This is a genomic window from Staphylococcus sp. mip270_02 (assembly GCF_054031535.1).
The window spans coordinates 2,052,141-2,064,938 of sequence record NZ_CM132934.1 but is presented as its reverse complement, the minus strand read 5'-3'; the positions used below and the strand labels follow the sequence as shown (position 1 = coordinate 2,064,938).

The following is a 12,798-nucleotide window of genomic DNA, read 5'->3' as shown; positions in this document are numbered from 1 at the left end:
GAAAATTTTGAAAGTTTTACTCAATTTAATAGTTTTTTTTCGCAGACTCCTCTTTCAATATGCTACAATTCATATTGATGGAGGGGTTTTTAATGGAAAAAATCCAACAAGCATATTTATATATGTTGAAAGTGGAGAAACATTTTTCAGAACATACATTGAAATCATATCACGATGATTTAGAGCAGTTTAATGATTTCTTATCACAAGAACATCTTGTATTAGCTACATTCGAGTACAAAGATGCTAGAAATTATTTAAGTTACTTATACTCAAAAAACTTGAAAAGAACATCAGTTTCTCGTAAAATTTCTACGCTGAGAAGTTTTTACGAATATTGGATGACGCAAGATGAACAAGTAGTTAATCCATTCATACAATTAGTACATCCTAAGAAAGAACAATATTTACCTCACTTTTTTTATGAAGAAGAAATGAAAGCCTTATTTGATACTGTTGAAAGTGATGCTAAAAAAGGTTTGAGAGACAGAGTTATTTTAGAATTACTTTATGCAACTGGAATTAGGGTTTCTGAATTGGTTAATATAAAAGAACAAGATGTAGATATGTATGCGCCAGGAGTAAAAGTATTGGGTAAGGGTGGTAAGGAACGTTTTATACCCTTTGGTGAATTTTGCAAGCAAAGCATTGAACGTTACTTAACACAATTTAAACCTAAAACAATTAGTGATCATGCGTATTTATTAGTCAACATGAAGGGAGAACCTATTACAGAACGTGGTGTACGTTATGTATTAAATGATGTTGTAAAACGTACTGCAGGTGTGACTGAAATCCATCCTCATAAATTAAGGCATACGTTTGCAACACATATGTTAAATCAAGGCGCTGATTTACGAACAGTACAATCACTATTGGGTCATGTTAATTTGTCTACAACAGGCCGATATACACATGTAACAAATGAGCAATTAAGGAAAGTTTATTTAAATGCACATCCACGTGCAAAAAAGGAGAATTAGTTTATGAGTACATCTATCCATGCAACAACTATATTTGCAGTACAACACAATGGTCATTCGGCAATGGCTGGTGATGGTCAAGTTACTCTTGGAGAGCAAGTCATTATGAAACAAACAGCTAGAAAAGTAAGACGTTTATATAATGATAAAGTTTTGGCGGGTTTTGCTGGAAGTGTAGCTGATGCATTTACCTTATTTGAAAAGTTTGAAACAAAACTACAACAATTTAGCGGTAATCTAGAAAGAGCTGCGGTAGAATTGGCGCAAGAATGGCGTGGAGATAAACAACTTAGACAGTTAGAAGCTATGCTTATAGTTATGGATGAAACTTCAATTCTTGTGGTTAGTGGTACTGGTGAAGTTATTGCTCCAGATGATAATTTAATCGCTATAGGCTCTGGCGGTAACTACGCATTAAGTGCAGGTAGAGCTCTAAAAAGTAACGCAACACACTTAACAGCGAGTGAAATGGCATATGAAAGCTTAAAAGTTGCTTCTGATATTTGTGTATTTACAAATGATCAAATCATCGTAGAAGAATTATAAATAAAAAAAATAGAAATTTGATTGGTTGCAATGTAAAAATGTTTATCATTAAGATATAGTTGGAATAGTAAAAATTTTCCATAAATAACTATTAATATGTTACAGAGATAAAAAAATGATTATAACGGAGGTAACTTGTCTAATGGAGACGAATGGTATTAAATTAACACCTAAAGATATTGTTACAAAACTTAATGAATATATAGTCGGTCAAGATGATGCGAAACGTAAAGTTGCGATTGCTTTAAGAAATCGATATAGAAGAAGCCTTTTGACTGAAGAAGAAAAACAAGAAGTCGCTCCGAAAAATATATTGATGATTGGACCAACAGGTGTTGGTAAAACAGAAATCGCTAGACGCATGGCAAAAGTAGTAGGTGCGCCATTCATCAAAGTAGAAGCTACGAAGTTTACGGAAGTTGGTTATGTAGGTCGAGATGTAGAAAGTATGGTACGTGACCTCGTTGATATCGCGGTAAGGTTAGTAAAAGAACAGAAAAAAATATTAGTACATGATGAGGCACAAAATAAAGCTAATGAGAAGTTAGTTAAATTATTAGTGCCGAGCATGAAGAAAAAGGCCACGGCAAACAATAGTAATAATCCATTAGAGTCACTTTTTGGAGGTTCGATGCCTAATTTTGGTCAAAATAATGACGAAGAGGAAGAAACACCTACTGAAGAAGTTAAAACAAAGCGTTCAGAAATTAAACAGCAACTATTAGAAGGTAAGTTAGAAGAAGAAAAAGTAAGGTTGAAGGTAGAGCAAGATCCTGCTGCAATGGGAATGTTAGGGACGAATCAAAATCAACAGATGCAAGATATGATGAACCAATTAATGCCGAAGAAAAAAGTTGAACGAGAAGTACCTGTTAAAACAGCTCGCAAGATATTGACGGATGAATTTGCCGATGAATTAATTGATCAAGAGACAGCAAATCAAGAAGCGATTGAATTAGCGGAACAAATGGGAATTATTTTTATCGATGAAATAGATAAAGTAGCTACAAATAATCAAAGTTCAGGTCAAGATGTTTCGCGCCAAGGCGTCCAAAGAGACATTTTACCAATTCTTGAAGGTAGCATGGTTCAAACGAAGTATGGTACTGTTAATACTGAACATATGCTATTTATTGGTGCAGGAGCATTCCACGTGTCTAAACCAAGTGATTTAATTCCAGAGTTACAAGGTCGTTTTCCAATTCGTGTTGAATTAGAAAGTCTATCCGTGGGAGATTTCGTTAGAATATTGACTGAACCTAAACTATCACTTATAAAACAATATGAAGCGTTACTTCAAACAGAGCAAGTAACAGTTAATTTTACCGATGATGCAATCAAACGCCTAGCAGAGATAGCATTTCAGGTGAATCAAGATACTGATAACATCGGCGCACGTCGATTGCATACTATACTTGAAAAAATGTTGGAAGATTTATCTTTTGAAGCACCAAGTATGCCCAATGCGGTTGTAGACATTACACCACAATATGTAGACGATAAGTTGAAAACAATTTCAACAAATAAAGATTTAAGTGCATTTATTTTATAATATAAATAAAAAGGAGAAGGAATATGAGCTTATTATCGAAAACTAGAGAATTAAATACGCTTTTACAAAAACATAAAGGTATTGCTGTAGATTTTAAAGATGTAGCACAAACGATAAGTAGCGTAACAGTTACTAATGTATTTATAGTTTCAAGAAAAGGTAAAATTTTAGGATCAAGTTTGAATGAACTTTTAAAAAATGAACGTATCATCCAAATGTTAGAAAGTAGACATATCCCTGTTGAATACACTGATCAGTTGATGGATGTTAAGGAAACACAATCAAATATCGACATTGACAATGTATTAACAGTATTCCCACCAGAAAATAAAGACCTATTTGGTGATAGCAAGACAACAATTTTCCCAATCTTAGGCGGTGGTGAAAGATTAGGTACATTAGTACTTGGTCGTGTAACTGACGATTTCTCAGAAAACGACTTAGTTTTAGGAGAATATGCAGCGACAGTTATTGGCATGGAAATTTTACGTGAAAAACATAACGAAGTAGAAAAAGAAGCTAGAGATAAAGCTGCGATTAGCATGGCGATCAATTCGTTGTCATATTCAGAAAGTGAAGCGATTGAACATATTTTTGAAGAATTAGGAGGCAAAGAAGGTCTCTTAATTGCATCTAAAGTAGCAGATCGAGTTGGAATTACACGTTCAGTAATTGTAAATGCGTTACGTAAGCTTGAAAGTGCTGGTGTAATTGAATCACGTTCACTTGGAATGAAAGGTACTTTCATCAAAGTTAAAAAAGAGAAATTCTTAGATGAATTAGATCGCATTAAATAATTCATATGAACTATTAATTGTACAAATGTTATACAATTGTACACACTGAGAAAGGTAATATAGATAACATACAATACTAATTAAGAGGCTGAAACAGATTGTGACGTTTGAGCCTCTTAAATGTTTAAAATAGTAGTTTGAAAGTATTGATTTATAGAAATGTATATGTTATATTTATTGACGGCTATGAAGCCAATACACACATAAAAAGTGAAAGTATAAAGGGTGCGACATGTTTAATGTTGTGTTTATATGAGCTTTTTATGGAGGTAGAAAACCACTAGGAGGAATTTTATTATGGCAGTAATTTCAATGAAACAATTGCTAGAAGCAGGTGTTCACTTCGGTCACCAAACACGCCGTTGGAACCCAAAAATGAAAAGATACATTTTCACTGAAAGAAACGGTATTTACATTATCGATTTACAAAAAACAGTGAAAAAAGTAGAAGAAGCTTATAACTTCATTAAACAAGTATCAGAAGATGGCGGAAAAGTTTTATTCGTTGGTACTAAGAAACAAGCACAAGATTCAGTTAAATCTGAAGCAGAACGTGCTGGTCAATTTTACGTAAACCAAAGATGGTTAGGCGGAATCTTAACTAACTATAAAACAATTTCTAAACGTATCAAACGTATCTCTGAAATTGAAAAAATGGAAGAAGATGGCTTATTCGAAGTATTACCTAAAAAAGAAGTTGTAGAACTTAAAAAAGAATATGACCGTTTAATTAAATTCTTAGGCGGAATTCGTGATATGAAATCTATGCCTCAAGCATTATTTGTAGTTGACCCTCGTAAAGAGCGCAACGCAATCGCTGAAGCACGTAAATTACACATCCCAATCGTTGGTATTGTAGACACTAACTGTGATCCAGATGAAATTGATTACGTTATCCCTGCAAACGATGATGCTATCCGTGCAGTTAAATTATTAACTGGTAAAATGGCAGATGCAATCTTAGAAGGTCAACAAGGTGTATCAAATGAAGAAGTAGCAGCTGAACAAAACATTGATTTAAACGAATCAACTGAAGCTACTGAAGCAGAAACAACTGAAGAAAACACTTCTGTTGAATCAAACTAAGAATAATGTAAAATGGGTGATAAGATATTTAAGCTTATCACCTTTTTTTAAAATAAATATAATAAAATTCATTAAATAATGGAGGAATATGAAATGGCAATTTCAGCTAAACTTGTAAAAGAATTACGTGAAAAAACTGGCGCTGGCATGATGGATTGTAAAAAAGCGTTAACAGAAACTGATGGTGACATCGATAAAGCAGTAGACTTCCTACGTGAAAAAGGTATTGCTAAAGCTGCTAAAAAATCTGACCGTATTGCGGCAGAAGGTTTAGTACACGTTGAAGCAAGAGGAAACGAAGCAGCAATTGTAGAAATTAATTCAGAAACTGACTTCGTAGCTCGTAACGAAGGATTCCAACAATTAGTGAAAGAAATTGCTATCCAAGTATTGGATACAAAAGCTGAATCAGTAGAAGCTTTATTAGAAACTGAATTACCAGATGGTAAATCAGTTGACCAACGTGTTAAAGAAGCTATCTCTACAATCGGTGAAAAATTAAGTATCCGTCGTTTTGCTATCAGAACTAAAACTGATAACGATTCATTTGGTGCTTACTTACACATGGGCGGACGCATTGGTGTATTAACAGTAGTTGAAGGTTCAACTGATGAAGAAGCTGCTAAAGATGTAGCTATGCACATTGCTGCAATCAACCCTAAATATGTTTCATCAGAACAAGTAAGTGAAGATGAAATTGATCACGAAAGAGAAGTACTAAAACAACAAGCTTTAAATGAAGGTAAACCAGAGAAAATTGTTGAAAAAATGGTAGAAGGTCGCTTACGTAAATATTTACAAGAAATTTGTGCGGTGGACCAAAACTTTGTAAAAGATCCTGATCAAACAGTTGAAGCTTTCTTAAAATCTAAAGGTGGTAAACTTGTTGACTTCGTACGTTATGAAGTAGGCGAAGGTATGGAAAAACGTGAAGAAAACTTTGCTGACGAAGTTAAAGGACAAATGAAATAATTTTTCATAGTTAGAACAAGAAAGAAGACACCTTTTGTGCTCCGTATGAAAGATTCACTTTTGTATTGGAAGACCTATTGTGTCTTCTTTACTTGTATAATTACATATTTTACAATAGAGAGGATAAGACAATGGCTCAAACTTCTAAATACGAACGTGTTGTACTAAAATTAAGTGGCGAAGCACTAGCAGGTGACGATGGGTTTGGAATCAACCCAATTATTATTAAAAGTGTTGCAAAACAAGTAGCTGAAGTAGCAAAAATGGATTGTGAAATTGCTGTTATCGTTGGTGGAGGCAATATTTGGAGAGGTAAAACTGGTAGTGACTTAGGCATGGATCGTGGTACTGCTGACTACATGGGTATGTTAGCTACGGTTATGAATGCATTAGCTTTACAAGATAGCCTTGAACAATTAGAGTGTGATACACGCGTCTTAACTTCAATTGAAATGAAACAAGTTGCAGAACCATATATCCGTCGTCGCGCAATTAGACATTTAGAAAAGAAACGTGTTGTTATATTTGCGGCTGGTATAGGGAATCCTTACTTCTCTACTGATACTACAGCAGCATTACGTGCGGCTGAAGTTGAAGCTGATGTTATCTTAATGGGTAAAAACAATGTTGATGGTGTTTACTCTGCTGATCCAAAAGTAGACCAAAATGCGATTAAGTATGAACACTTAACACATATTCAAATGTTACAAGAAGGTTTACAAGTTATGGATTCAACGGCTTCATCATTCTGTATGGATAATAATATTCCATTGAATGTATTCTCGATAACAGAAGAAGGTAATATTAAACGTGCTGTTATGGGTGAAAAAATAGGAACGTTAATTACAAAATAATTTAGAGGTGTATGACTATGAGTGACATTATTAATGACACGAAATCAAAAATGCAAAAATCTGTAGATAATCTTTCTAGAGAATTAGCTAATATCAGTGCAGGTAGAGCTAACTCAAATTTATTAAACGGTGTAACTGTTGACTATTATGGTGCTCCTACTCCTGTACAACAACTTGCAAGCATCAGTGTGCCAGAAGCACGTTTATTAGTAATTTCGCCATATGATAAATCATCTGTAGGTGACATTGAAAAAGCAATCAATGCTGCTAACTTAGGTGTTAATCCTTCGAGTGATGGTGAAGTTATTCGCATAAGTATTCCTGCTTTAACAGAAGAACGTCGTAAAGATTTGGTGAAAGAAGTTAAGAAAATCGGCGAAGATGCTAAAGTGGCTGTTAGAAATGTACGTCGCGATGCTAACGACGAACTTAAAAAACAACAAAAAAATGCTGACATCACTGAGGATGATTTAAAATCACAAACAGCAGATGTACAAAAGCTAACTGACGATTCAATTAAAGAAATCGATAAATTGTTAGAAGAAAAAGAACAAGATATTATGTCAGTATAAACATGGTAATGGATGGTAAGACTTCACTTCACTTCTATTGTTAGAAATTAACCAATGGAATTCAAGAATCAGAGGTTTATCATATTTTATCTGAACTGTATCAAATCAGACTTTGGTACAGTTTTTTTATTTGTTTATTCAATGCACTTATCTAGTATGATAAAATGGTAGATAATTGCATCTAGAACCTATTATAATAAACATAGATGATCACGCTCGGAGGAAATACCATGTTTAAAAAGTTAAATAAGAAGAAAAGTCAGCCTAACCAATCCGATTTCGAATTGGATCTACATAATATACCTGAACATGTTGCAATCATAATGGATGGTAATGGTCGTTGGGCGAAACAAAGGAAATTGCCTAGAATTAAAGGCCATTACCAAGGTACACAAACCGTAAAAAACATTACTAAAGTAGCCAGTGATTTAGGAATTAAATACTTAACGTTATATGCATTCTCTACAGAAAATTGGTCAAGACCGGAAAATGAAGTTAACTATATTATGAGCTTACCAGGCACATTTTTAAAAACTTTTCTACCGGAATTGATAGAAAATAATGTTAGAGTAGAGACGATTGGCTTTTTGGAACATTTGCCAAATTCTACACTCAAAGCAATAGCTAAAGCAAAAGAAGATACTAAAGATAATACAGGCTTAAAATTAATCTTTGCTATGAACTATGGTGGACGTGCCGAAATTGTAAATAGTGTGAAAAAAATTTATGACCAATTAACTGCTAAAGGATTATCAAGCGATGAAATCACTGAACAAATGATTGATGAGCATTTAATGACTCATGCATATCCTGACCCAGATCTTTTGATAAGAACTTCAGGAGAACAAAGAATTAGTAATTTCCTTATCTGGCAAGTATCGTATAGTGAATTTATTTTTAACGAAAAATTATGGCCGGACTTTAATAAGGAAGAATTAATAAATTGTATTAAAATTTATCAATCACGCCAACGTCGCTTTGGTGGGTTATAAATAGTTAGGAGATTAGTATGAAAGTTAGAACTTTAACAGCAATCATAGCACTTATCATTTTTCTCCCTGTATTACTAAAGGGCGGCTTTATTCTAATGCTATTTTCATATTTATTAGCTTTTATAGCTCTAAAAGAATTACTCAATATGAATATGATTAAATTCTTATCAATACCAGGTATAATAAGTGCATTAGGTATATTAATTATAATGTTGCCTCAAGAGGCGGGTGACTGGGTTAGTAACTTCCAATTGAAATCTTTAATAGCTATGAGTTTTATATTATTAAGTTATACTGTGCTTTCTAAAAATAGATTTAGTTTCATGGATGCAGCTTTCTGTCTTATGTCAATCGCATATGTTGGTATTGGTTTCATGTATTTATATGAAACGCGCTCAGAAGGATTGCATTATATATTGTTTGCATTTTTAGTTGTGTGGTTAACTGATACTGGAGCATATATATTTGGTAGAATGATGGGTAAACATAAGTTATGGCCAGTTATTAGCCCTAATAAAACAGTAGAAGGTTTTATTGGCGGATTAATTTGCAGTATTATTGTACCGCTTGTGATGATGCTATTTGTCGATTTTAATATAGCTATTTGGTTATTAATTATAGTTACAATTATTTTAAGTATGTTCGGACAACTAGGAGATCTTGTTGAATCAGGTTTTAAACGTCATTTTGGTGTTAAAGATTCAGGCAGAATTTTACCCGGGCATGGTGGTATTTTAGATAGATTTGATAGTTTTATGTTTGTGTTGCCACTATTGAATATATTATTAATTCAAAGCTAAACGTTTTTGCTTTTAAAAATTTTTATAAATCATACACAAGGAGTTAATGAATTGGAGTAACTGCGTAAAGCATACAGTTAATATGATTCTTAACTCCTTTAATAAATCTTAAGGTTTCAATTTAATACTCTATTTTGTTGTTTTAAAATATAAAAGTTAAATCAGGTGAAAATTTCTACATAATCATAGCATCTAAAAAATTAAATAAAACTAAACTATAAGTTGATATGTTTTTACATAAAAAACGGCTACAATGATATATAATAGTTACGTGTGTCAGTTAGCATTATTGTGTTATAATTTTATAATCTGTAGTGAGAACAGTAATTTTGAATTGTTAGATTTTTAAAGTTAAACGTATTTAATTTATTAAGAATATATGAGGTGTATCAAATTGAGTTTTTTAGTAACAATTATTTCTTTTATAATCGTCTTTGGTGTCCTCGTAACCGTGCATGAATATGGTCATATGTTTTTTGCCAAACGGGCAGGGATTATGTGTCCAGAATTTGCGATCGGTATGGGACCGAAAATTTTTAGTTTTAGAAAAAATGAAACATTATATACAATACGACTATTACCTGTAGGTGGTTATGTTCGTATGGCAGGTGATGGCCTAGAAGAGCCGCCAGTTCAACCCGGGATGCATGTAAAAATTAAATTAAATGATAAAGATGAAATTACACACATCATTTTAGATGACCAACATAAATTCCAACAAATTGAAGCTATGGAAGTGAAACAATGCGATTTCAAAGATGGCCTGTTTGTGGAAGGTGTGACTGCTTATGATGAGGCTCGTCATCGTTTCTCTATTGCAGAAAAATCATATTTTGTAGAAAATGGTAGTTTAATTCAAATTGCACCAAGAGACAGACAATTCACATATAAAAAGCCTTATCAAAAATTCTTAACGTTATTTGCTGGACCATTGTTTAATTTCTTACTTACATTAGTCTTATTTATCGGCTTAGCTTATTATCAAGGTACACCTACAAATTCAGTAGATGAAGTAGCGAAGGATACGCCGGCTGCTCAAGCTGGACTTAAATCTGGTGACACAATTGTGAAATTAGATGGCAAAAAAATAGAAGACAAAAGTGATATCGATAAAGTTGTTGAACAGAATAAAGACAAAAAAACAACGATGATAGTAAAACGTGATGGTAATACTCATACGATAGATATAAAGCCTAAAAAAGTAGAACAAAAAGTTACTAAAAATAAGAGTCAAACAAGATATTTATTTGGTTATACTCCTAGCACAGAACATACTTTATTTAAACCAATCGTTGCTGGTATCGACCGCACACTAGAAGCTGGAAAACTTATCTTCACTGCAATTGTCGGAATGATTGCTAGTATTTTCACAGGGAATTTCTCTTTTGATATGTTGAATGGGCCTGTTGGTATCTACCATTCAGTCGATTCTGTAGTTAAAACTGGTATAATAAACTTAATTTCTTGGACGGCACTATTAAGTGTCAACTTAGGATTAATGAATTTGTTACCTGTACCTGCTTTAGACGGTGGTCGCATACTATTTGTCATTTACGAAGCGATATTCAGAAAGCCTGTAAATAAAAAAGCAGAAACAACAATTATTGCAATCGGTGCAGTATTTGTATTAATCGTAATGGTCTTAGTGACTTGGAACGATATACAACGTTATTTCTTATAAAGAGGGAGAGAAGTATATAAATGAAACAGTCTAAAGTATTTATACCAACTATGAAAGAAGTACCAGCTGGTGCTGAAGCATTAAGCCATCGTTTGTTATTGAAAGCAGGTTTAATCAAACAAAGTACAAGTGGCATATATAGTTATTTACCACTCGCAGCTAGAGTATTAAATAATATAGAGGCAATTGTCCGTGAAGAAATGGAACGTATTGATGCAGTGGAAATCTTAATGCCAGCACTGCAACAAGCAGAATTATGGGAAGAATCTGGTCGTTGGAGCGCATACGGACCAGAACTCATGCGTTTACAAGATCGTAATGGTCGTGAATTTGCCCTTGGACCAACTCACGAAGAAGTAGTTACTTCTATAGTAAGAGATGAATTAAAGTCTTATAAACAATTACCTATGACATTATTCCAAATTCAATCTAAATACAGAGATGAAAAACGCCCACGATTTGGTTTATTACGTGGTAGAGAATTTATTATGAAAGATGCTTATTCTTTCCATGCTGATGAAGAATCATTAGATGCTTCATATCAAGATATGTATAATGCATATGGTCGTATCTTTAAACGAGTTGGTATTAATGCGAGACCTGTTGTTGCTGATTCTGGTGCAATTGGTGGTAGTCATACGCATGAATTTATGGCATTAAGTGAAATTGGTGAAGATACGATTGTATTTAGTGACCAAAGTGATTATGCTGCAAATATTGAAAAAGCAGAAGTTATTTATCAACCAAATGAAAAGCATGATGAAGTTAAACCATTAACTAAAATAGAAACACCTAACGTTCATACTGCACAAGAGTTAGCGTCATTCCTTGAAAAGCCATTAGATGAAATTACGAAATCTATGATATTTAAAGTAGACGGAGAATTCATTATGGTCTTAGTGCGTGGCCATCACGAAATTAATGACATTAAATTAAAAGCATACTTTGCCACAGATAATATTGAATTAGCAACGGAAGATGAGATTGTTAATCTACTTGGTGCAAAACCAGGTTCTTTAGGTCCGATTTTCGATAAAGATATTAAGATTTATGCTGATAATTACATTCAAGATTTAAATAATATCGTTGTTGGTGCAAATGAAGATGGCTATCATTTATTAAATGCAAATGTAGGCCGTGATTTTGAAGTTACAGAATATGGTGATTTCAGATTTATATTAGAAGGTGAGCCATTAGTAGATGGTTCAGGTTCAGCTCACTTTGCCGAAGGTATTGAAGTAGGGCAAGTATTTAAACTAGGTACAAAATATTCAGAAAGTATGAATGCTACTTTCCTGGATAATCAAGGCAAAGCTAAACCACTATTAATGGGTTGTTATGGTATTGGTGTTTCTAGAACATTAAGTGCGATAGTCGAACAAAATAATGATGAAAATGGTATTATTTGGCCAAAGTCAATTACACCATTTGATTTACATTTAATAACAATTAATCCTAAAAAAGATGATCAACGTGAATTAGCAGATCAACTCTACACACAGTTGAAAGAGCAATTTGATGTGTTATATGATGACCGTAAAGAGCGTGCGGGTGTGAAATTTAATGATGCAGATTTAATTGGTTTACCAATACGAGTTGTTGTTGGTAAAAACGCTGCTGAGGGTATTGTTGAGGTTAAGCGTCGTGATACTGGTGACAGTGAAGATGTTCACATTGACAATTTATCAAATTATGTAAATGACTTATATTCAAAGATATAAGTTGAAAGCAGAGTCGATGATAATTTGTTATAATGGCTAATGTAAATAGGTAAATAATGCCTATAAAAAATCATGAGGCTGAAACAAAATAAAGTGTTTAATGCTGATGTGTATAGATTTGAGCATACACAGTAGCTGTTTAGTATTTAAAAAAATAGTAGTTTCAAGATTTTTTAAATACTTATTCAGTCTTGTGGGGGCGGGCATATGAAATCAAATTTAAAATTTTGATTTCTGTCCCG

The 12,798-nt window shown here is 33.2% G+C and carries 12 protein-coding genes; all 12 read left to right on the top strand.

Annotated features, from left to right (window positions below):
* Positions 1 to 92: 92 nt before the first annotated feature.
* Entirely contained in the window at positions 93 to 983 is an 891-nt protein-coding gene (xerC, locus tag ACW5YJ_RS09700) for a tyrosine recombinase XerC (protein ID WP_107551590.1), read from the top strand.
* A 3-nt stretch (positions 984 to 986) separates the two neighbouring features.
* Complete coding sequence (gene hslV, locus ACW5YJ_RS09695; protein ID WP_017724288.1) at positions 987 to 1,529, top strand: ATP-dependent protease subunit HslV; 543 nt, start codon at positions 987 to 989, stop codon at positions 1,527 to 1,529.
* Positions 1,530 to 1,671: 142 nt separating this feature from the next.
* Positions 1,672 to 3,081: an ATP-dependent protease ATPase subunit HslU gene (gene hslU, locus ACW5YJ_RS09690; RefSeq protein WP_017724289.1), complete on the top strand. Its 1,410-nt coding sequence runs from the start codon at positions 1,672 to 1,674 to the stop codon at positions 3,079 to 3,081.
* A 23-nt stretch (positions 3,082 to 3,104) separates the two neighbouring features.
* Positions 3,105 to 3,878 (top strand): GTP-sensing pleiotropic transcriptional regulator CodY, encoded by a 774-nt coding sequence (gene codY / locus ACW5YJ_RS09685; protein ID WP_017724290.1) that lies wholly within the window; start codon positions 3,105 to 3,107, stop codon positions 3,876 to 3,878.
* A gap of 297 nt (positions 3,879 to 4,175) precedes the next feature.
* On the top strand, positions 4,176 to 4,964 hold the full coding sequence (gene rpsB, locus ACW5YJ_RS09680; protein WP_017724291.1) for a 30S ribosomal protein S2: 789 nt from the start codon (positions 4,176 to 4,178) through the stop codon (positions 4,962 to 4,964).
* A gap of 93 nt (positions 4,965 to 5,057) precedes the next feature.
* Positions 5,058 to 5,936: a translation elongation factor Ts gene (tsf, locus tag ACW5YJ_RS09675; RefSeq protein ID WP_171915556.1), complete on the top strand. Its 879-nt coding sequence runs from the start codon at positions 5,058 to 5,060 to the stop codon at positions 5,934 to 5,936.
* 131 nt (positions 5,937 to 6,067) lie between these two features.
* A complete protein-coding gene (gene pyrH, locus ACW5YJ_RS09670) occupies positions 6,068 to 6,790 on the top strand; it encodes a UMP kinase (protein ID WP_017724293.1) in 723 nt (240 codons plus the stop codon).
* Between the two features lie 17 nt (positions 6,791 to 6,807).
* Positions 6,808 to 7,362 carry a ribosome recycling factor gene (gene frr, locus ACW5YJ_RS09665; protein WP_017724294.1) on the top strand — a complete coding sequence of 185 codons (555 nt, stop codon included), beginning with the start codon at positions 6,808 to 6,810 and terminating at the stop codon, positions 7,360 to 7,362.
* A 230-nt stretch (positions 7,363 to 7,592) separates the two neighbouring features.
* A complete protein-coding gene (locus ACW5YJ_RS09660; protein ID WP_107551592.1) occupies positions 7,593 to 8,354 on the top strand; it encodes an isoprenyl transferase in 762 nt (253 codons plus the stop codon).
* Between the two features lie 17 nt (positions 8,355 to 8,371).
* Positions 8,372 to 9,154, top strand: a complete 783-nt coding sequence (locus tag ACW5YJ_RS09655) for a phosphatidate cytidylyltransferase (RefSeq protein ID WP_457338116.1) — start codon at positions 8,372 to 8,374, stop codon at positions 9,152 to 9,154.
* Between the two features lie 394 nt (positions 9,155 to 9,548).
* Complete coding sequence (gene rseP / locus ACW5YJ_RS09650; protein ID WP_026113573.1) at positions 9,549 to 10,835, top strand: RIP metalloprotease RseP; 1,287 nt, start codon at positions 9,549 to 9,551, stop codon at positions 10,833 to 10,835.
* A gap of 20 nt (positions 10,836 to 10,855) precedes the next feature.
* A complete protein-coding gene (locus ACW5YJ_RS09645; RefSeq protein WP_171914817.1) occupies positions 10,856 to 12,556 on the top strand; it encodes a proline--tRNA ligase in 1,701 nt (566 codons plus the stop codon).
* The last annotated feature ends 242 nt before the right edge of the window (positions 12,557 to 12,798 follow it).